Origin of the sequence: Flavobacterium pectinovorum (assembly GCF_006438875.1) — a bacterium.
Classification (GTDB): domain Bacteria; phylum Bacteroidota; class Bacteroidia; order Flavobacteriales; family Flavobacteriaceae; genus Flavobacterium; species Flavobacterium pectinovorum_A.
Genome location: NZ_RCZH01000011.1, coordinates 193,350 through 214,867, shown reverse-complemented (window position 1 = coordinate 214,867; position 21,518 = coordinate 193,350). Strand labels below are relative to the sequence as shown.

16 protein-coding genes and 1 tRNA gene are annotated in these 21,518 nt (G+C 33.3%); 9 read left to right on the top strand and 8 right to left on the bottom strand.

Going from position 1 to position 21,518, the window contains the following annotated elements:
* Positions 1 to 388: tetratricopeptide repeat protein (locus tag EAH81_RS27480; RefSeq protein WP_161595825.1), on the top strand; the 388-nt coding region annotated here is incomplete at its 5' end.
* Positions 389 to 819: 431 nt separating this feature from the next.
* Here EAH81_RS27480 and EAH81_RS27475 read toward each other — a convergent pair.
* Positions 820 to 960 (bottom strand): hypothetical protein, encoded by a 141-nt coding sequence (locus tag EAH81_RS27475; RefSeq protein ID WP_161595824.1) that lies wholly within the window; start codon positions 958 to 960, stop codon positions 820 to 822.
* A 138-nt stretch (positions 961 to 1,098) separates the two neighbouring features.
* Here EAH81_RS27475 and EAH81_RS17235 point away from each other — a divergent pair, with 138 nt between their 5' ends.
* Positions 1,099 to 1,485: a hypothetical protein gene (locus EAH81_RS17235; protein WP_140509393.1), complete on the top strand. Its 387-nt coding sequence runs from the start codon at positions 1,099 to 1,101 to the stop codon at positions 1,483 to 1,485.
* A gap of 267 nt (positions 1,486 to 1,752) precedes the next feature.
* Here the strand turns inward: EAH81_RS17235 and EAH81_RS17230 are convergent, their stop codons facing one another.
* From EAH81_RS17230 to EAH81_RS17200, 7 genes are all read right to left on the bottom strand, one after another.
* Positions 1,753 to 2,157 carry a helix-turn-helix domain-containing protein gene (locus EAH81_RS17230; protein WP_140509391.1) on the bottom strand — a complete coding sequence of 135 codons (405 nt, stop codon included), beginning with the start codon at positions 2,155 to 2,157 and terminating at the stop codon, positions 1,753 to 1,755.
* 163 nt (positions 2,158 to 2,320) lie between these two features.
* Positions 2,321 to 2,393 (bottom strand) — tRNA-Met (locus EAH81_RS17225).
* Between the two features lie 127 nt (positions 2,394 to 2,520).
* Positions 2,521 to 3,045 carry a DUF4269 domain-containing protein gene (locus tag EAH81_RS17220; protein WP_140509389.1) on the bottom strand — a complete coding sequence of 175 codons (525 nt, stop codon included), beginning with the start codon at positions 3,043 to 3,045 and terminating at the stop codon, positions 2,521 to 2,523.
* Between the two features lie 2 nt (positions 3,046 to 3,047).
* Complete coding sequence (locus EAH81_RS17215) at positions 3,048 to 4,574, bottom strand: glycosyltransferase family 39 protein (RefSeq protein ID WP_140509387.1); 1,527 nt, start codon at positions 4,572 to 4,574, stop codon at positions 3,048 to 3,050.
* Positions 4,575 to 4,731: 157 nt separating this feature from the next.
* A complete protein-coding gene (locus EAH81_RS17210; protein ID WP_140509385.1) occupies positions 4,732 to 5,172 on the bottom strand; it encodes a hypothetical protein in 441 nt (146 codons plus the stop codon).
* Between the two features lie 78 nt (positions 5,173 to 5,250).
* A complete protein-coding gene (locus EAH81_RS17205) occupies positions 5,251 to 5,793 on the bottom strand; it encodes a DUF4494 domain-containing protein (protein ID WP_140509383.1) in 543 nt (180 codons plus the stop codon).
* Between the two features lie 150 nt (positions 5,794 to 5,943).
* On the bottom strand, positions 5,944 to 6,363 hold the full coding sequence (locus EAH81_RS17200) for a hypothetical protein (protein WP_140509381.1): 420 nt from the start codon (positions 6,361 to 6,363) through the stop codon (positions 5,944 to 5,946).
* Positions 6,364 to 6,557: 194 nt separating this feature from the next.
* Here EAH81_RS17200 and EAH81_RS17195 point away from each other — a divergent pair, with 194 nt between their 5' ends.
* The 7 genes from EAH81_RS17195 (at position 6,558) to EAH81_RS17165 (ending at position 21,413) form a co-directional block, all read left to right on the top strand.
* Entirely contained in the window at positions 6,558 to 8,657 is a 2,100-nt protein-coding gene (locus EAH81_RS17195; RefSeq protein WP_140509379.1) for a glycoside hydrolase family 97 protein, read from the top strand.
* A gap of 424 nt (positions 8,658 to 9,081) precedes the next feature.
* Entirely contained in the window at positions 9,082 to 10,050 is a 969-nt protein-coding gene (locus EAH81_RS17190; RefSeq protein ID WP_140509376.1) for a type I phosphomannose isomerase catalytic subunit, read from the top strand.
* A gap of 406 nt (positions 10,051 to 10,456) precedes the next feature.
* The gene (locus EAH81_RS17185; protein ID WP_140509374.1) at positions 10,457 to 11,467 is read left to right on the top strand and encodes a LacI family DNA-binding transcriptional regulator; all 1,011 of its coding nucleotides are present in this window, start codon (positions 10,457 to 10,459) and stop codon (positions 11,465 to 11,467) included.
* Between the two features lie 301 nt (positions 11,468 to 11,768).
* On the top strand, positions 11,769 to 14,858 hold the full coding sequence (locus EAH81_RS17180; protein WP_241676579.1) for a SusC/RagA family TonB-linked outer membrane protein: 3,090 nt from the start codon (positions 11,769 to 11,771) through the stop codon (positions 14,856 to 14,858).
* A 15-nt stretch (positions 14,859 to 14,873) separates the two neighbouring features.
* Positions 14,874 to 16,388, top strand: a complete 1,515-nt coding sequence (locus EAH81_RS17175) for a SusD/RagB family nutrient-binding outer membrane lipoprotein (RefSeq protein ID WP_140509370.1) — start codon at positions 14,874 to 14,876, stop codon at positions 16,386 to 16,388.
* Positions 16,389 to 16,828: 440 nt separating this feature from the next.
* On the top strand, positions 16,829 to 18,817 hold the full coding sequence (locus EAH81_RS17170; RefSeq protein WP_140509368.1) for a beta-mannosidase: 1,989 nt from the start codon (positions 16,829 to 16,831) through the stop codon (positions 18,815 to 18,817).
* Positions 18,818 to 19,148: 331 nt separating this feature from the next.
* Entirely contained in the window at positions 19,149 to 21,413 is a 2,265-nt protein-coding gene (locus tag EAH81_RS17165; protein WP_140509365.1) for a GH92 family glycosyl hydrolase, read from the top strand.
* Positions 21,414 to 21,518 lie beyond the last annotated feature (105 nt).

Here is a 21,518-nt window from a genome sequence, read left to right as displayed (position 1 = left end):
GGAAGTTGAATTGTCTGAAGAAAAGAAGTTGACTTTTTACAACGAATACATCTATAAAATAAGAAAATTAGCTTATTCGGGTAATACTGATGCGCAATATGATTTAGCCCAACATTATGAAGATATTGGATTTTTAGGAGATCCAAATCCGTGTTTTAATAATTCCAAAAAATTTTATTGGTATCTTAAAGCTGCAAAAAATAATAATGGTGCTGCATATAATAATTTAGCAGATTTAACTGAAAGAGGAGATGGATGTGAAATGGATTTAAACAAAGCACTAGATTATTATAAAAAATCTATGGAATTGGGAGATGCTCTCGGTAAAAAAAATTATAAAAAAATGTTAAGGGATTTAAATAAGGGAGGTATATATAATGCATTGTAAAGCCAGATGGCGCTGAAATATACTAAATTTTATCGTTAACGGATAGCGCAGTTTTGCAATCTTGACGGAGGACTTGGCGCAATAACCCCCCCCGCTCCGAAGAGTTTCTTATAAAAAGCTGCGCAAATGTCTCCGCTCTCCGAAGAGTTCCTTATGAAAAGCTGCGCAAATGTCTATGACTTTGCGCATTTTTTGTTTCTTAGAAATTATAAACCCGATATAAGTCTTCCTGCTTTTTATGGTTAGTTCTTATTCTTGTTGTGGATTTTTTTTACATTCAAGAAAAAACATTCTAAGAAAATTGGTTTAAAGTCAGATACTTTATGAAGTTTTGTTTTTCAATTATATTTGTTTAAAATGTCGCAAAGTCAGAGACATTTGCGTAGCGTAAAGAAGAACACTTCGTAGAGCGGGGGTTTAGGTTTACCAGCCTATACTGCAATTGGAAATGGAGTAAGTGCTAGACATAAGCCAATAATAACTACACTTAGAGCGGTTGGGAATATTGGGTTTGGAGCAAATATGTTACAAGCAAAACCTCCCATAGTAGGCTCTAATTTTTGGTATGGCATAATTATGAATAAGGCTGGTCAGTATAATCAGTCCCAAAATGGTGGTAACGGTTATAATCCATATTTTCCTTATTTTGGAGAGCATTCTTACTCTGGAGGTTATATTTATTATGGATATTATAAACAATTTTACAAGCAATGAGAAAAATTTTAATTTTTATACCTATTATAGTTTTAGGTTGTGTAAATAAATTACAAGAAGATCGTCTGTATTTGAAAGAAATAAAAGTAAAAAATAAGGCTATAGAATGGTTCTATTATTCAAATGTTAGTTCAACTACTGCTGACTATGTATTACTCTATGATACAATAAATGGTAAAAATGACACAATTGTTAATTCAACAAATATAAAGGATGTCCGTTTTTCAAATGACACAATTACTTTGTTTTTTTATGGTAAGCCAAAAAAATATGATGATTATTTAATAATTAAAAAAAACATCGAGTATTTTAAAATTAAAATTGATACGAATTCTGTATCTAAAGAGCCAATGCCAAGCAGGGAGTCTTATTTAAAAAAATAATTTTTTTGTAGTCTCTAAATGCTAATATGTTATAAAAAAGGAAACCCCCGCTCCTCGAAGAGTTCCTTATGAAAAGCTGCGCAAATGTCTCTGACTTTGCGCAATTTTTTTGTACTTAATAATTCGTAAATCTTCTAAAAGTCTCCTGACTTTTTATAAATTATTCCAAAAAAATAAAGCTCCAGATTTCTCCGAAGCTTTTATTTTGATATAAATAATTATTTCTTAATTTAATATTTCCATATATGAATAAGAATTATTCCAAAATTATTTATCGAATAATTTTTCAAGCCTTGCCATCATTTCATCTTTTTCTTTCAACATACGCTCGTATAAAGCAATTTTTTCTTCGTGAAGTTTTTTGATCTCTTCAATCGGATTATTATTAAAAACTTCAATTCTGTTATTGAACATTGCATTATCTGAGAAATTACACGAAATTAAATTCACTGCTTGCTCTTCATCAAAATTCTGAAAAGCCTCCACAGGGATTTTTAACGCATTTGAGATTTGTTTAAGCAGATTATCTTCAATTACATCTTTTTGCTCGAGCACAGAAATTTTCTTTTGATTCCAGTCATTTCCCAAATCAAAAGCCAATGCTTCCTGTTTGATGCCAAGCATTTCTCTAAAACGTTTAACGTTTCTTCCCTGATGTACTTTCTGTTCCATAATGATTATCAATTTTCTAAAGACTCAAAGATAAAGCCATTTGGCTTAAAAAAGCCTGAATTTCAAAGATAAAAAAATATCCGTTTTCAAATGTGACTCGCCAAAGAATTAAAACTATAATAAAAACAAAAAAGCTCCAGATTTCTCTGAAGCTTTGTCTTAGTAGCGGGAACAGGACTCGAACCTGTGACCTTCGGGTTATGAGCCCGACGAGCTGCCTACTGCTCTATCCCGCGATGTTTCGGGTGCAAAGATACACAGTTTATACGGTTATGCAAAGAAAATCTGAATTTATTTTAAAATAAGATTGCTTTGTTTGCAATGTCTTAAAAGCTAGTTGTTTAATTTCGGGGAATGTGAGTTTTAAATTTTATATTTCAATAATTCTGAATATGGATCTCCATTTAAGCCTAATAAAGAAGCAAAAGCCGGTTCTGTTTTGTAGCCGTTTTGTTTGAGTTTGATGATTTCTAATCTAAAGTTTTCGTCTTTTGCTTTTAGAATTTCATATTCGATAAGCATATGTTTATAGCCATTTTGATTTTTGGTTGGGATGTTCTGACCAAAAATTTCAATTTCAAAACTGTTTATTTTAAAGTTGGCAATAACTGTTTCCTGATTATTGATAAGTGTTTCTCTGATTTGAAATTCACTTTCATTTGCAAATAGAGTTTTTAGTTTTTCTGCAAATTCGGCTTTGTTTTTCCAATAACAAATAATATCAAGATCGCTGTTTTCGATATCAATATTAATTGGGATTGTGCCAACCAAAATTGGGTCAAATTCGGCTAGATTTGATAAAATTTTAGTTTCAGATAAAACTTCAAAAGCCAGAATCTGTTTTGGATTTCCGATTTTTAAATAGTTGATAGTGGTAAAATCGATCATTTTTATTTGCTGTAATCTTTTTCAGCTTTTATTTCGCTTTCAATTTTTTTGTTGATATTGACTTTTGCATCCGTAAAAACAAAGATGGTAGTTCCGTATTCACGGGCATATTGGTTGGTGACTTCGCCTGAAATTTTAGCATTATTAAAAAATGGACTTGTTTCTTTTAGCTCTTCACTATCTTTTTCATAATCTTTAACCCTGATCAGGTTTTTATATTGAATATTCAGATTGAACCAATTTACATAATCGGCATTAAAAGAAACTGCCTTGATTCCTTTTTTAGTATAATAATTAATAGCTCCGGCTTGTCCGTAATTATCACAAAGAACGATTGTTTTATCCTGATTTGGAAGCATTGCATAAACAGAATCGGTTTTGCGGGCGAGTTCTTTCCAACCTAACATATCTGCAAAATCTTGTGGCAAGGCATGATCTTTTCCGTCTTCCCAGCGAAGCATGTCTAATTTTTTATACTTTTCCGGATGTTTTACGATGTATTCCGGGCTTTTATTTGGGAATACTAAATTGTACATTGGAATAAAAAACAAAAGCGGAATGATAATAAAAACTGGCTGCAGAAATCGTTTCCATCCTGTTCTTAAAATATCGGACAGAAAAACAGCACCAAAAGCAATATAAATAGGATAAAGTCCAATTGCATAATAGGCTTTGGCTTTGAAATAAATAAAAACCAAAAGCGTAACAATTATCGAAGTAAAAAAGAAGCGGTATTTATGGAAAGCTTTATAAAATAATAAGGCATATAAGCCGGCAAAAATAACAAAAAAGGAACCAATAAAAAATAATAATTGCTCTTTTAAAAATCCAATGCGATCAACATTGACCAATTGTGTTTCGGCCAATTCTTTCATGTGATGTACAATTGGAAACTGATTGTTGTATTGCCACAAAAGATTCGGAAGAATAATTATTAGTCCTAAAACTAATGCAAAGTAGAGTTCTTTTTTTACTAAAACCTGTCTTTGTTTAGAAAGCAAAAGCGCAGGCAAAAGTCCAATTAAAAGAAAGAGAATATTGTATTTGTTTAAAAAGCCAAATGCAAAAACTATTGCGCCTATATAAAACCATTTTGTTTTTTCGGTTGTGAAATATAAAATGATAACATAATAAAATCCTGTCCAGCACAAAACATCCAATGAATTAGGCTGATAAAGCGTGTTGAGTCGTAATAGCGCAGAAAACAAAATGCAAGTTGCGCCTAAAATCAAAGCATAGAGATTTCCTTTTAAGGTTTCAATGGTTTTCCAAACAATMAAAAGTGTCAATGCGCCAAAAAGAGCAGGGAAAAACTTTACCCAAAAAACCGAATTTCCAAGTAGATATATAAGGTAAGAAAACCAAGATGTTACGGGAGGAACTGATAAATAACCCCAAGCCAAATGATGCGCCTGATCAAGATGCAGATATTCATCGCGCTGCAAATCATATTCAGGACTTATGAGAATACATTGTAAAGCAAATTTTAAAATAATAAACCCAATTAAAATTAAAGTTTTTTTAGTCATCGAGATTTGGTTTGGTGAATTCTTGGTTAAGTACTTTTATATCAGTTCATAAAAAGTATAGCTAATATATCATTTATTTTGATTTTGGAGAAAATGAATGGTTTAAAAACGAAAAAGCTCCGGATTTCTCCGAAGCTTTCTGTTTTATAATAGATATTTATTTGAATGACTTTATCCACCACATCATTGTTTCTGCCTTATCTCTTCTTTCATTAGATTCAAAAGGATTATTTACAATTGACAAAAGCATATTATTCAGATCGTCTTTTTTATAAGTATTGAAAAGCCAAAGCGGCATATCCCTAATGCTTTTATTCCAATTTTCTAATACCATGTTTAGAATCGATTTAAAATCTAATTCCGATTTTGGATTAACATTCGTTAGAATTTTTCCTGCATACAATTGATCAAGATATAAAGTCTCGTTTCTATCCTTATTATTAAAAACCTTAATAACACTTTCTACAACTATTTCATCAGATACTTTAGGCAATAACATTAAAAGTTGTCTAATTCTCAAATCTCCTAGTTTCTCCGTCAGATCAGCACAAAGAAAAATTTCCTGGATTAAATCTTCTGACGACTTTGGAGTTTTCATAGAATAGTTTTAGACAATTATAATTTAAAGATAATCTTTATTCTGTTTCAGGAAATAAGTCTTTAATAGTATAAAAAACTATTCTTCTAATGCATTTTCAAATTCCATGTGATCGATTTTTTCAACTTCTACTGGTTTAGAGGCTTTAAGTTTGTTGAATCTTTCCAATTGTTCCGTTTCTCCTTCTTCACCACTGAAATAAGGGAAAACATCCATAATTGGAGATTCAGAAACAGCAGGAATCGAATATTCTCCCATCGTGCTTTGCATTACATGAAGCGTATTATCATAAGCTTCTCTCACATCATTTGCCTGAACCAACAAATACATATTTGATCTTCTCTCTTTACCGCTTTCTTCGTCATAAGCCATCAAAGAAACTTTTGATTTAAACCAACGATCTGCATTTTCAAAAGGATGAATTTCAGCATAGTTTGCCACTTTTATATTTGTGATTTTAAATTCTTCACTAATATAAGCCGCCATTTCTTCATTAATTCTTTTTTCGGCTTCTGTATAAGACAAAGCATCTACCAGATACGGTTCTGTTAAAACTTTTTGTCCTCCGGTTTCATCTGTCTTTCTATATTTTACTTTGCATTCGTACCAAGTTGCGCTCATCTTCTATTAATTTTTAAGGATGTCAAAGATAGATTTTACAGGAAAAAAAACTCTTAAATATTGAAATAGATATTCACAAATTTGGGTTGTTTTTAGTAATGTTTTGAATGTCTGTTAGTTGTGTTTTAATTAAATAATTTGAAGAAATTTTTACAGCATCGGATGTAAACTACTTTTTTGACTCATTTCTATTAAATGTAAAAAAATCAAAAAATCCAAGAAGTATAACCCAGATTGAAATACCATATATAATGATCTTCGAAAATCAAATTGATATTTTTCTGGTCCCCATGAAGCTTGTGGCTGTATGAATTTTAAATAAGCACAATAAAGACCAATAAGAATGGTGAGAGTTCCCATACTATATTTCAATAGTTTTGATGGAGTTGATTTAGTAATTTCTTTGTAAAAAATCACAAAGAATGAAATTACATATATAAAGAGGAAGATATGGAAAAGCGATATCCTGTCAATAAAAACTACTCTCAGAAGTTCTAAAAAGCCAAGAAGTATAAATGCTATTCGAGATATGATCCAAAAACTGTAAGTGCTTGAGTAGAATTGCTTCATTTATTTTTAAGTTTTGGTTTTAACTATTTTTCAATAAATGCTAATATAGATATTTATAATTTTATTCATAACGAGTTTTAATTCTCTGTTATTAATTTCATAATTGAAGTTTTTTTTCATGTAAGTATAACGGTTTCATAAAATTTATTATGTTTGCTAAATCGATTTAGCGACTATTGAAACTACGTTCATTTATGAAAAATATATTCCTTATCTGTTTTATTATTATTTCTAATGTATTTGTAAATGCTCAGGAATTAAAATCTCCGGATGGAAATCTGGTTTTGAATTTTAAATTAAATGAAGCCGGAACACCAATTTATACTTTAAGCTTCAAAAAGAAAGAAGTTATTAAAGAAAGTAAATTAGGTTTTATTTTGAAATCGGATAGTATGCTCAATAAAGATTTTGAGATTACAGATACTAAATTTCAATCTGAAAACAGTACTTGGAAACCGGTTTTAGGCGAACAAAAAGAAATTAGAAATCAATACAATGAATTGAAAGCTGATCTTGTTCAAAATAAAAGCAACCGAAAAATTTCGATTTATTTCCGTTTGTTTAATGATGGTTTAGGTTTTAGATACGAATTTCCGGTACAGGATAATCTGCGTCATTTTATTATTCAGGAAGAAACCACCGAGTTTAATTTAACGGGAGATCATAAGCTTTTTTGGATTCCGGGAGATTACGATACCAACGAATATAGTTATGTAACTTCTAAAATATCAGAGATGCAGTCTCTCGTATATAATGCAACTCATGTTTCGTTGGCAGCCCAAACTACGATCAAAAATCTGGCGACGCAAACGCCGTTAATGATAAAGACAAATGACGGACTTTATATTAATATTCACGAAGCGGCTTTGAAAAACTATCCTGCAATGTGTCTTAATGTCGATGATAAAACCTATTCGCTAAGTTCACATCTTGTGCCTGACGCTGTTGGTAATAAAGGATATATTCAAACCGGAAGTTTTACGCCTTGGCGAACGATTGTCGTGAGTGACGATGCAAGAAATATTCTGGCTTCAAAAATGATTTTGAATCTGAATGAACCTTGCAATTTTGAAGATACTTCATGGATTAAACCAACTAAATATATTGGAGTTTGGTGGGAATATTTTACAGGCGGAGGTTCGACTTGGGCGTATTCAGATAATCAGGATGTTGTTATTGGAACTAGTGATTTTGCCAAATTAAAACCAAATAATACACACGGAGCAAATACAAAACATGTAAAAGAATATATTGACTTTGCTACAGCGAATGGTTTTGACGCCGTTTTGGTCGAAGGATGGAATGAAGGCTGGGAGGATAATACGGCTTTTAAGAAAGAGCGTATTTATAGTTTTACCAAAGCATATCCGGATTTTGATGTAAAAGAATTAAGCGATTATGCAAGTAAAAAGAACGTGAAAATTATCATGCATCATGAAACTACATCTTCAACTGCTGAGTATGAGCGACAATTAGATGATGCTTTAAACTTCATGGTTGATAATAATTATAATGCTGTAAAAACAGGATATGTTGGGCCAATTATTCCAAGAGGTGAACATCATGACGGACAGCAAATGGTGAATCATTATACCTATGTTGCCAAAGAAGCGGCGAAACATAAAATCATGGTAGATTCTCACGAAGCAGTGCGACCAACAGGTTTACATCGTACGTATCCAAACTGGTTTGCGCAGGAATCGGCACGAGGAACTGAGTTTGAATCGATGGAAGGAATCCATCCGGATCATACTACAATTTTGCCTTTTACCCGATTAATGGGAGGTCCGATGGATTATACGCCCGGAATTTTTCAGGGAGATTTATCTGTTTACGGAGCTAAAAAAAATAAGCTGAGTACAACGCTTGTTAAACAATTGGCATTGTATGTTACGATGTATAGTCCGTTGCAAATGGCTGCAGATTTACCTGAAAATTATATTCGTTTTAACGATGCGTTTCAGTTTATAAAAGACGTTGCTTTGGATTGGGATGAAACTTATATTCTCGAAGCTGAGCCTGGTGATTACATTACAATTGCCAGAAAAACCAAAGGAAAACAAGAATGGTTTATTGGCGGAATCACAGACGAAAATTCTCGAACAGCTTTGATTGATTTTAGTTTTCTTCCATCAGGAAAATCATATACAGCAACAATCTACGAAGACGGAAAAACGGCAGATTACAAAACAAATCCGCAATCATATAATATTCGAAAAGTAGTTGTAAACAGTAAAACTAAGCTAAAACAAAAATTGGCTGCAAGTGGCGGAGTTGCTATTTCTATCAAGTAAATATTGTTTGAGAAATGGCACACGGATGACACGGATTCGCTAAAGCGAAAACACGGATGACACGGTTTTTTTTAGTATTTGTAAAAAAAAATCCACTCAATCTGCCAAATCTGCGAGAGAAAAAATCATTTTAATCTTTCTAATCTGTGGCTAAAAATTTTCTCTCGCAGATTAAGCTTATTTAGTTGAAATGTATAAATGTAATGGCACGCGGATGACACGGATTCGCTAAAGCGAAGACACGGATTAAACGGTTTTTTTTCTAGTATTTATAAAAAAAAATCTGCTCAATCTGCCAAATCTGCGAGAAACAAAATCTAAACACAGATTAAGCACGTTTGTTATTTAAATGAGTCAAAGCAATTAGCGAAAATTCGTGTAATTAGTGGCAAAAGAAAATAGATATTAATTTTAAAACATAAAAATGAGCATAAAAATTTATCCCTTACAATTTGAACCAATTTTGAAAGACAGAATTTGGGGTGGCGAAAAATTAAAAACAGTTCTTAATAAACCAATCGTTTCGGAAATTACTGGTGAAAGTTGGGAATTATCTACTGTAGAAGGCGATGTAAGCGTTGTTGCCAATGGCGAATTAAAAGGGAAATCATTAACAGATTTAATTGATAATTCACCAAATGAAATTTTAGGAACAAGAGTTTACGAACGATTTGGGAATCAGTTTCCTTTGCTTTTTAAATATCTAGATGCAAGAGAAGATTTGTCTATACAAGTGCATCCGAATGATAAATTGGCAAAAGAGCGTCATAATTCTTTTGGTAAAACCGAAATGTGGTATGTAATGCAAGCCGATGCTGATGCAAGGATTATTGTAGGTTTTAAAGAAGATTCAAGCAAAGAAGAATATTTAGAAAACCTAAATAACAAAACCTTAGTTTCTATTCTTGATGATGTAAAAGCCAAACCTGGTGATGTGTTTTTTCTGGAAACAGGAACGGTTCATGCGATAGGAGCAGGATTGGTTGTTGCAGAGATTCAGCAAACATCAGATATTACGTATCGTTTATATGATTTTGACCGAGTAGATGCTCAGGGAAATAAAAGAGAATTGCATGTAGATTTGGCGCTTGACGCAATTAATTATAAGAAAGTAGACACGCATAAAAAATACGAAACGACTCCAAATCAATCAAATGTAGTAGTAGATTGTCCTTATTTTACAACAAATTTCCTTCCGCTTGACGGAACAATTGAAGTAAGTAAAAGCGGAGAAACTTTTACGGTTTATATGTGTATTGAAGGTTTATTTGAGATTAGATTTGAGAATGTAATTTATAAATACAAGAAAGGGGATACCGTTTTATTGCCTGCTGATATGCGTAGTTATGCACTTGCTGGTTCTGCATCGATTTTAGAAATATACATTTCATAAATAAAGTTAAATCTTCTATATATACCCTGCAAGGTTTTTTAACCTTGTAGGTATATAAAAGTGAGGTGATGACAAAGCATACTTACAAGGTTTTGGAAACCCTGCAGGAAAGAAAAAGGAATGTTTTGATAGTGTTATTTTTGCGAAATCAATTGAAAAACAAAAGCTTTTTAATGCGACTAAAATAGGTAAATGCAGATTATTCATACTAAAACTATAAAGCTTGTTTTTAGTGTTTTAAAATGATTAATGCTGAGAATACCTGTAAATACTAATGATTTTATGTTTAATTAACTTTAAAAAAATGATTAGTTCAAAAAAATATTTACAAAATCGTTTTAGTAACTATTTTTATATATATTTGTGACACAATTAACAACAAGTTAATAAAAAATTAATTCGCTAAATGAAAAAGATTACTATTAAGGATATTGCCACACAGGCGCAAGTGTCTATATCTACTGTATCTTTTGTCATTAATGATAAAGGCGAAAAAATGGGAATCAGTCCTGCAGTAATCAAAAAAGTGCAGGAAGTTGCTGAAAAACTTAATTACAGACCCAGCATGATTGCAACCAGTCTTAGGACCGGAAAGACCAGATCGATTGGACTTATTGTTGAGGATATTTCGAATCAGTTCTTTGCAGATCTTGCCAGAGTTATTGAAGATGAGGCTAAAAGCATTGATTACAGAGTTTTTTATTGCAGTACAGGTGGAGATAATGAACGTTCTGAAGAATTGATAAACAGTCTTTTGCAAGCAAATGTGGATGGTTTTATTATTACGCCAACACCAAATCTTGAGGAGAAAATTGACCTTCTTTTAAAATTGAAAAAACCCGTTGTATTGGTCGACAGGTATTTTCCGGGGCAAAGAGTGAGTCATGTTGTGATGGACAACTATGAAGCTTCTAATACTGCCACAAAATTTTTGATCAATAAAGGTTGTAAAAAGATTGCTGTTGTAAATAATACATCTGAAATGGTTCAGATGAAATTACGAGAAGATGGTTATCGCGATGCCTTAAAAGAAGAAGGGATTTATGATGAATCGCTTGTTCTTCATTTAGATTACGGTAGTAATGAGGAAAGTAAGATCGCTAATATTTTAAGTTTTTTCGAAAAAAACAAAGGTATTGACGCTGTTTTATTTTTAACCAATTATATGGGACTTGCAGGTCTTCAGGCTTTTAGAAAGATGAAAATTAGAATTCCTGAAGATATTTCGGTGATTAGTTTTGATGATCATGACAGTTTTAAATTGCATACGCCAACAATTACCGTTATCGCGCAGCCTATTGAGGATATTGCAGTAAAATCGATACAGTTGTTAATGAGTCAAATGACTGATATGGAAAAGTTTGAAGTTGAAAAAAGCCTTAAAAAAGGGAGATTAATAATCCGGGAATCAGTTTGATTTTAACGGATAGTATTTAAAAAGAAAAAAGAAGCATTTCGCTTTTTTTTAATCATTTTACTAAATCGTTTTAGTAAATTTTAGAGAGATCAAACTGATAATCAGTTATTTTTTTGATCTGTTTACTATATCGATTTCTTAAAATTAGGAAAATGTTTACATCGCTATTAAGTCATAGTATTTCAGGAGATAAAAGCTTGAGATGCCATATTAAAAATGAGTTCAGAAATTATTACTAATTATTAAAAACAATCACGTTAAAACCAACAAAAATCAAAACAAATAACCAAAAAAAATGCTTATGAAACGAATTTTAGCAGTGTTAGGAATGGTATTGTTGAGCAGCTTAGGAGCTGTTGCGCAAAACCGATTAATAACAGGCATAGTGGCTGATGCAGAGAACAAGGGAATTGTTGCTGCATCCATTGAGGTTCAGGGAAAACCATTTAGCGCAGTTACAGACGCTGAAGGTAGATTCAAGATGAATGTTCCGGCAGGGAAGGTAACTTTAAATGTATCTTCTATAGGTTTTGCTTCAAAACAAGTAGTACTTCAGGAAAATGAAAACCGAGTTTCGGTTGTATTAGGAGAAAATTTACAAGAATTAAAAGATGTTGTAGTAACTTCATTTGGAGTTAAGAAACAAAGGAAAAGTTTAGGGTACGCAGTCGGAGAGATTAAAGGAGACGATCTGACGAAAAATAAGGAAATTAACTTAGGAAATGCCCTTCAGGGAAAAATTGCCGGAGTTAACGTTTCTGCGCCTGTGACAGGACCTTCTGGTTCGAGTCGTGTGGTAATTCGTGGAGCAACATCTGCTTCTGGTCTTAACCAGCCATTGTACGTGGTAGACGGAATCCCGATTGATAACAGTCAGCAAGGAAACGCCGGAATGTATGGTGGAGCAGATAAAGGAGATGGTATGTCATCGTTCAATCCGGACGATATCGCTTCAATGTCAGTATTAAAAGGTAGTGCGGCTTCTGCTCTTTACGGGTACAGAGGATCAAATGGTGTTATTTTAATTACCACTAAAAAAGGAAAAAGCGGAACTGGACTTGGTGTAGATTTTAGTACAAACTCTACTTTTAATACTCCGGCAAGTCTTTTGCACTGGCAAGATCAGTACGGAGCCGGAGCGCCAGTAAATGGAGTTGCAACAAGATTTTCTGACTTACAGGAACTTAGAGATTCTTACTATTTTGCATGGGGAGATAAATACGATGAAACGCCTTCTCTTTCGCTTGACGGTAAAACCAGACCCTATCAAGCTTATGGAAAAGACAATGTTGAAAATTTCTACAGAACTGGATTTTCTTTCAGTAATACTTTAGCAATTTCTGGAGGAAACGAAACAACTAACTTTAGATTGTCTTTCGGAAACACAAAAGACGAGTCTATTTTACCGGGAACAGATTTTGGTAGAAATAACGTGTCTTTGAGTTTAAACTCTGCGCCAAACAAAAAAATTAGTATAGAAACGAATGCACAATACATTTCAGAGAAAAGTCATAACAGACCTTATTTGAATGATTCACCAAGAAACCCTTCTTTCCCAACAACTTTCCTGACTCCGGGAACAGATATTAGATGGATTAATAACGGATATGATGAAAACGGAGGTGAAGCAGATTATTTTGGTGCAAACACGTATCACACAAATCCTTATTTTGCAACACAAGAAGATCTTAACGATGACCTTAGAAAGCGTTTTATAGGTTCTGCAAAAGTTAACTATAATATTACCGATAAAATTTATGCAAAAGCAGTAATTGGTATTGATGATATTAATTATGAATATACTGAAATTGAACCTACAGGAATTAATTATAATCCAGGAGGATCTTATGAAAACAGAATAGAGAATCGTTCTGAGTTTAATGCTTCGGGATATTTAGGTTACAAAGGCGATATTGCTAAAAATCTTTCATTAGATGCTTTTGTTGGAGCGAATCGTCAGGATAACAAATACAGTGGTATTAAAATGAAAGGTAACAACTTTATTGTGCCGTTTAAATATTTTTATGCTAATACGCAACCGGATAAAACAGAAAAACTATTTTCAGAAAGAGAAGTAAACTCTCTTTTCTATTCGGCAGATTTAGCGTACAAAGATTTCTTATATCTTAGTTTAACAGGTCGTGAAGATTGGTTTTCTACTTTAGATCCATCAAACAACAGTGTTTTTTATCCATCTGTAAGTAGTAGTTTTATCTATTCTGAAATAATCAAATTGCCAGAGTGGATGTCTTACGGAAAAATAAGAGCAGGCTGGGGTAATGTAGGAGGCGGATTGCAGGAAGCTTATGCTTTGTCATTGACGTATACTACGCCAGACGGACAAACAGATTCTCAAGGACAACCAATATTGGGAGTTAATGGAGAAACAGTTCCAAATAAATTTTTGAGACCATATAATGTAAGTACAATTGAGTTTGGTTTTGAGAATACATTCTTCAACAACAGAGTAAGTACAGATTTGACTTTCTATCAAAAGAGAACAACAAAAGATATTGCTGATGCTGATATTTCTCAGGCTTCCGGTTACAGAACTACAAAAATCAATGTGGGAGAAATCCTGAATCAAGGTGTTGAGTTTGCAGTAAATGTAAAGGCGATTAAAACACCAAGTTTCTCTTGGAGCATTGGTTATAATTTTGCTTACAATGATAGTGAAGTAGTAAGTCTTTCGGATAAAATCAATACAAAATCATTAGAAGGAAACAGAGATTCAAGAGCTTCTGTAGTTTTAGAAAAAGGACAGCCTTTTGGAGTTATTAAAGCTTATGATTATTTAAGAGATAAAGAAGGAAATATCGTGCTTGATACAAACGGTAAATTCATGAGAGGAAATTTAATTATTGCAGGACAAGGTGTTGCACCAACTTCAATGGGACTTTCAAATGACTTTCAATATAAAAACTTTACACTTTCAGTTTTTGTAGATGCTAAATTTGGAGGAGAAATCTACTCGGCTACAAACCAATTAGGAACTCGTTACGGATTGTCAGAACAAACACTTCCGGGTCGTGAAGGCGGAGTTCAGGTATCTGGTAAAGATGTTAACGGAAATCCTGTAAACACAACTGTTTCTGCATACGATTACTGGAGAAGTTATAGTGATATAACATCAAATTTTGTATACGATGCTGATTTTGTTAAACTAAGAGCAATTTCTTTTAGCTATAATTTTCCAAAAACAACTTTGTCAAAAACACCATTTCAAGCAATTAGCTTAGCATTTTCGGCACATAATTTATGGACAATTTATGACAAAGTTCCAAACATCGATCCAGAATCAAACTATTCTAATAGTAATGCACAAGGACTTGAAAGAGCATCTATGCCTTTGACAAGAAACTACGGTGTAAGTCTTAATGTCAAATTTTAATAATAAAATTGAAAGATGAAAAATAAATATATCAAAATATTCTGTATCGCAATAGTTGGTGCACTGACATTAACATCATGCGATAAAGGATTCGAGGAAATGAATACGAATCCAAATGCATTGACAGATCCAGCTGTAAAATCAATGTTTACACTTGCTGAAATTTATGTAGACGGACAAGATTATTCAAATACGAGAGGAAACAATGCTTACGCAGCTCAAATCGTTCAGCAGTTTTCTTCATTAGGAGGACCGGGTTCAAAATACACTTATTCTTCTGAATATTCAGGATCACTTTTTGGAGAATCATATGGTAAAGGATTGAATCAGATTTTTCAATTACTTTCTGTAGTACAAAATTCTCCTGAAAATAGCAATATGATTCAGGCTTGCAGAATCATGAAAGTGCTCATGTTTCAAAAATTGACAGATACTTATGGTGAAATTCCTTATTTCGAAGCCGGAAAAGGATATAACGGAAATATTTTTGCCCCAAAATATGACACACAAGAAGCTATCTACAATGACCTTTTAAAAGAATTAGACGAAGCCGGAACTGCACTTGATGCTAATAAAGGATTCGTAGGTAGTGCCGATTTGTACTACCAAAGTGACGTTGCCAAATGGAAAAAACTGGCAAACTCATTAATGTTGAGAGTTGCAATGCGATTGTCTAAAGTAAACCCTGCAAAAGCACAGCAATATGTTGAGAAAGCTGTTGCTAAAGGTGTTTTTTCTTCAAATGATGATAGTTTAGTTTTAAAACATGATGCAGGTCCTGCAGGAGTTAAAACTAATCCAATCACTTCATCTTGGGTTAGAAATGACCTAAACGGAGGTGAGTCTAATACTAAATTCAGTAAAACGTTTATTGATCAATTGAAAAACAATAACGATCCTCGTTTAAGAATTTATGCCAAATTGGAAGCGACAGGAGATAACAGTCCTGCAAGCCAACAAGGTCTTGCAAATGATGCAAAAGAATTTCCAGGAGGAGACAAAAAATTATTCTCAGATCCTAATACTTCTACCGTATTACGTTTAGATGCGCCAACTTTGATTATGTCTTATGCTGAAGTTCAGTTTATATTGGCAGAAGCAGCTGTAAAAGGCTGGAATGTTGGCGGAACAGCTCAAAAACATTACGAAGACGGAGTAAGAGCCGCAATGGAAGTTCTGGTTATTTTTGGAGACAAAGTGCCTGCAGTTTCACTTACAGAATACAACACTTACATCACTGCACATCCTTTTAAAGCTGCTGGAACAGAAGCTCAAAAAATTGAACAAATTATCACTCAAAAATGGATTGTATTGTTGTTCAACGGTTTTGAAGCATTCTCAGAATACAGAAGAACAGGATACCCGGTTTTAGTTCCTGTTAATGATCCTGCGGGAGAAACAAAAGGAACCATACCAAGAAGATTAATTTATGATCAGTCAGAATTGATAACAAATGAGGCTAATTATAAAGCAGCAATTGCTCGTCAAGGGTTGGATTTAATGACAACCAGAATTTGGTGGGATAAATAGTTTTAAACTTTTGGTTAAGTTAGTTGAATTAAGCCGGGTAGGAATACCTGTACCGCCCGGCTTATTTTTTAATTTCTATTTTGATTTTCATTAAATTAGACGAGTTATATCAAAAAATAGTTCAATAGTTTTTAAACCCTTTTTTTCGCAAAAGACAAAATTGCTTCTGCTGAAAAAGATGGAATTATTTTCAAAGAACATAAAATGATTGATTGCTTTTCGATTTTATAAGTCAAAAAAATTAACAATTTACAATCAACAATTAATAATTAATTAAAGCTTGGCAGCCGTAAAAAGGAAATGATTTCTGGATATTTTGTTAGTTACCTTTTATTCTGATATAAAACCTATCGAGAAGGAATAATTGAAAAAATCAATTGTCCTTCTCTAACTGCCGGTGATTAAATTGAAAAAAAAATAATAATATAGAATTCAGTACAATGGAATGTAAAAAAAGCTTTTATTGGTTTTTAGGTATTTGTTTTGCCCATTTTTCGTTTGCAGCAGATGCCCAAAATACAGATATAAAAACGGGTTGGCAATATCGGGAAACAAAAACTGAAAAGTGGAATCCTGCAACAGTTCCCGGAGAAATACATACCGATTTAATTAATAATAAAGTAATTCCAGATCCATTTTACCGTGATAATGAGAAAAAATTAGAATGGATAGAAAAGAAAGACTGGGAATATAAAACCACTTTTAAGGTAAGTCCGGAAACATTAAAAAAGAAAAATACAGATCTGGTTTTTGATGGATTAGATACTTATGCAACCGTTTATTTAAACAATCAATTGGTGCTAAAAGCAGATAATATGTTTCTGCAATGGCGTGTAGATGTAAAAAAGATTCTGAAATCAGGAAACAACGATTTGCTTATTGTGTTTAAATCGGCACAAAATGTTGTGGATTCATTGGCCAAAAAAGATCTTCCATTTGTGATTCCGGATAATCCTCGTGCTTATGTACGTAAAGCACAATATCATTTTGGATGGGATTGGGGACCAAAATTCACTACTTGCGGAATTTGGAAAACGCCACGTTTAGAAGCATATGATCAAAAAACTACTGAAAAACCATATGTATTAGATCGAAAAATCGAATTGGTACAAGAACCTGATAATGTTGGTAAAACATTCTATTTTAAAATAGATGGAAAACCGGTTTATATGAAAGGCGCCAATTATATTCCGTCAGATGCATTTTTATCCAGAGTAACCAAAAAAGAATATGAAAAAGTAATTGGAATGGCGAAAGATGCCAACATGAATATGCTTCGCGTTTGGGGCGGAGGTATTTATGAAGATGATTATTTCTATGATTTATGTGATAAAAACGGAATCTATGTCTGGCAGGATTTTATGTTTGCCGGAACAATGGTACCGGGAGATGATGCTTTTTTTGCTAATGTAAAAAAAGAAGTTCAGTATCAGGTAAAACGTTTACGTCATCATAAAAGCATTGTTTTATGGTGTGGAAATAATGAAATCGATGAAGCCTTTAAAGATTGGGGATGGCAAAAAAGCATGAAAATGCCAAAGCAAGATTCAATTCGTTTATGGAAAGATTACGTTCGTTTGTTTCAGGATAGTATCCCAAAATGGGTAAAAGAAGTTGATAATAAACGTCCGTATATCAGTTCTTCGCCGTCATTTCATTGGTCGCAAGCAAAAAGCTTAACAGAAGGTGACAGCCATTATTGGGGAACTTGGTGGGGATTAGAAGATGTAGAAGCCGTACAAAATAAAACTGGGCGTTTTGTGAGCGAATACGGAATGCAGGCAATGCCAAATTATTCGTCTATCGAAAGATTTACGCAACCTGAAGACCGATATTTATATTCGGATATATTGCAAGCACATCAAAAAGCAGGAAAAGGATTTATGAAATTAGATTCGTATTTAAACAGATATTTCATTGATTCGACCAAAATAAAGAAAATGAATGTCGAAGATTATACGTATCTGACACAATGTTTACAGTATTATTCCCTTAAAAATATTATCGGAATCCACCGATCAAAAGCGCCTTATAATATGGGAACATTAGTTTGGCAATTGAATGATTGTTGGCCAGTAGCAAGCTGGAGCGTAACCGATTATTACGATCGTCAGCCAAAAGCTGCTTGGTATGCTATGAAAGAAGCGTATCGGGATGATAAAACACCGGAAATTGATTTAACACGTCCGATAAGTTTAAACCTCGAGGATCCAAAAATAACCTGGATATTAAAAGGAAATAAACTGACGTTGAAAGCTTTAAAAGAGGCTAAATACGTCAATGTTTCTATAAAAGGATACACCGGAAAATGGAGCGATAATTACTTCAGCCTAAAAGCAGGCGAAGAAAGAACAATTACATTTGAAGGCAAAATTGCAAATCCAGAAGTGAGAATTTATTCTCTATATGATGTTTTGAAAAGGTACTAAGGTAGTAAGGTTCTGAGGTGCAAAGGTTCAAAGGGACAAAGGTTTCTTGTATTACGGATAAAAAATAGGGACAAAGGTTTTCCGTAGAGACGCACAGCAGTGCGTCTTATTAAAGGTTCAAAGGAACAAAGGTTTCTTTGTCTTGCGGATAAAACAGGGACAAAGGTTTTCCGTAGAGACGCATAGCAGTGCGTCTACTTTGTGACCTTTACGTAAATCATTATGTGCCTTATGGTTATTTTTTCTATGTTCAAAAACAAAAAAATCTGCATAAATCCGTTTAATCCGCGTCATCCGTGTGCCACACACAATTAAAATAAAAATGAATAACATGATTACAAAATACAAACACATTGTTTTGGCTATAATTATGCTAGTTAATTTACCTGCAATTTCACAGGAAAAAAAAGCAAAACAAACCAATTTAGATTATACCCAATATGTAAATCCATATATCGGTTCAGCAGGACACGGACACGTATTTGTTGGCGCAAATGTGCCGTTTGGAGCCGTACAATTAGGACCAGTAAATGTTTTTGAAGGTTGGGATTGGTGCAGCGGATACAATTATGCAAGTAATACTATTTTAGGATTTACACACACCCATTTGAGCGGAACCGGAATAGGAGATTTAAACGATATTCTATTGCTTCCTGTTTCGGGAAAAGTACCACTTACCAAAGGAACCAAAGAAGATATGGCAACTGGTTACGGTTCCTATTTCTCGCATAAAAACGAAGTAAGCAAAGCAGGATATTACAGTGTTTTATTAGACAAATACAAAATCAAAGCAGAATTAACGGCTAGCGAAAGAGTAGGTTTCCATAAATATACATTCAATGCTACAACCGATAATCACATATTATTAGACCTTGCAGACGGAATTGGTTGGGATAAACCAGTAAAAACGTTCATCAAAAAAATCAATGAAACTACTCTTGTAGGATATAGATATTCTGCAGGTTGGGCAGCCGATCAGCGTATTTTCTTTACAATGGAATTTTCTGAGCCAATTTCAAATATCGCACTTTATGATGATAAAACTTCTGTTGCCGGAAGTGAAGGCGAGGGATTAAAAATGAAAGCTGTTTTGGATTTTACAACCTTAAAAAACAAACAAGTTTTAGTAAAAGTTGGAATTTCTCCGGTAAGTTATGAGAACGCTTCAGCGAATATCAAAGCCGAGATTCCGGGTTGGGATTTTGACGCAGTTGCAAAAGAAGCGACTTCAAAATGGAACAAGGAATTGAATAAAATACAGATCAAAGCAGATGATAAAACGATGAAAGTTTTTTATACTGCAATGTATCACACGATGTTTGCACCATCAATCTTCAATGATGTAAACGGAGATTATAGGGGAACAGATAAAAAAGTATACGAAAAAGCAAATTTTACAAACTACACCACTTTTTCACTTTGGGATACGTATCGAGGTTTGCATCCTTTATATACAATCACACAGCCCGATAAAATCAACGATATTGTGAAGTCATTTTTGGCAATTTATGAGCAGCAAGGACGATTACCGGTTTGGCATTTAATGGGGAACGAAACCAATACAATGAACGGAAATCACTCGATTGCAGTTATTGTAGATGCCTACATGAAAGGATATAGAGATTACGATACAGCATTGGCATACGAAGCCATCAAAAAAACAGCCATGCAAACGCGTGACGGAATGGATTATGTTCAAAAATTAGAATATATTCCTGCTGATAAAATGTTGGAATCAGTTGGTAATGCTTTAGAATATGCAATCGACGATTATTGTGTGGCACAAATGGCAAAATCTTTAGGGAAGACAGATGATTATAATTATTTCACCAAAAGAGCCAATTTGTACAAACTTTATTTCGATAAAGAAACTACATTCATGAGAGGAAAATTGACTGATGGAAATTGGAGAACACCATTTAATCCGCTTTCATCAGCGCATCGTAAAGACGATTATGTAGAAGGAAATGCGTGGCAATACACTTGGTTAGTTCCACAAGATCCTTACGGTTTAATAGAATTATTTGGAAACGAAGATAAATTCTTAGCTAAGTTAGATTCACTATTTTTAATCACAGATAAAGTAGAAGGCGAAGAAATTTCACCGGATATTAGCGGATTAATTGGGCAATATGCACAAGGAAACGAACCAAATCATCATATTCCATATCTATATGCATTCGCAGGACAACCTTGGAAAACAGCGAAACTAATCCGTGAAATAGATGACAAATTCTATTCGACAAAACCGGACGGATTATGCGGAAATGAAGATTTAGGGCAAATGTCTGCTTGGTATGTTTTCTCAGCAATGGGATTTTATTCGGTTAATCCTGCAAACGGAATTTATGTATTAGGAAGTCCGCTAGTAAATACAGCAACAATTCATCATAAAGAAGGAATTTCATTTACATTGAATGCAGTAAATAACAGCAAAACAAATATCTATATTCAAAAAGCAGAGTATAATGGAAAACCGTATACAAAATCATACATCACGCATGATATGATTGTAAAAGGAGGAGAATTAAAATTGTATATGGGTAATAAACCATCGACAACATTTGGAGTGAAGAAAGAAGATAGACCTCTTTAGTGAGTTTTCAGTTTTCAGTCGCAGTTTTCAGTTTCCTAACTGGTTTTTAAAACCTGTTAGGTATGATTTAGAATATACACTCACGTCTTTGCATTTTAGAATAAA

What these genes read in the sequence shown, in the direction of transcription:
- EAH81_RS27475 (WP_161595824.1), bottom strand. Translation starts at nt 960, where the DNA reads ATGCCATACCAAAAATTAGAGCCTACTATGGGAGGTTTTGCTTGTAAC.
- EAH81_RS17235 (WP_140509393.1), top strand. Translation starts at nt 1,099, where the DNA reads ATGAGAAAAATTTTAATTTTTATACCTATTATAGTTTTAGGTTGTGTA.
- EAH81_RS17230 (WP_140509391.1), bottom strand. Translation starts at nt 2,157, where the DNA reads ATGGAACAGAAAGTACATCAGGGAAGAAACGTTAAACGTTTTAGAGAA.
- EAH81_RS17220 (WP_140509389.1), bottom strand. Translation starts at nt 3,045, where the DNA reads ATGATCGATTTTACCACTATCAACTATTTAAAAATCGGAAATCCAAAA.
- EAH81_RS17210 (WP_140509385.1), bottom strand. Translation starts at nt 5,172, where the DNA reads ATGAAAACTCCAAAGTCGTCAGAAGATTTAATCCAGGAAATTTTTCTT.
- EAH81_RS17205 (WP_140509383.1), bottom strand. Translation starts at nt 5,793, where the DNA reads ATGAGCGCAACTTGGTACGAATGCAAAGTAAAATATAGAAAGACAGAT.
- EAH81_RS17200 (WP_140509381.1), bottom strand. Translation starts at nt 6,363, where the DNA reads ATGAAGCAATTCTACTCAAGCACTTACAGTTTTTGGATCATATCTCGA.
- EAH81_RS17195 (WP_140509379.1), top strand. Translation starts at nt 6,558, where the DNA reads ATGAAAAATATATTCCTTATCTGTTTTATTATTATTTCTAATGTATTT.
- EAH81_RS17190 (WP_140509376.1), top strand. Translation starts at nt 9,082, where the DNA reads ATGAGCATAAAAATTTATCCCTTACAATTTGAACCAATTTTGAAAGAC.
- EAH81_RS17185 (WP_140509374.1), top strand. Translation starts at nt 10,457, where the DNA reads ATGAAAAAGATTACTATTAAGGATATTGCCACACAGGCGCAAGTGTCT.
- EAH81_RS17180 (WP_241676579.1), top strand. Translation starts at nt 11,769, where the DNA reads ATGAAACGAATTTTAGCAGTGTTAGGAATGGTATTGTTGAGCAGCTTA.
- EAH81_RS17175 (WP_140509370.1), top strand. Translation starts at nt 14,874, where the DNA reads ATGAAAAATAAATATATCAAAATATTCTGTATCGCAATAGTTGGTGCA.
- EAH81_RS17170 (WP_140509368.1), top strand. Translation starts at nt 16,829, where the DNA reads ATGGAATGTAAAAAAAGCTTTTATTGGTTTTTAGGTATTTGTTTTGCC.
- EAH81_RS17165 (WP_140509365.1), top strand. Translation starts at nt 19,149, where the DNA reads ATGATTACAAAATACAAACACATTGTTTTGGCTATAATTATGCTAGTT.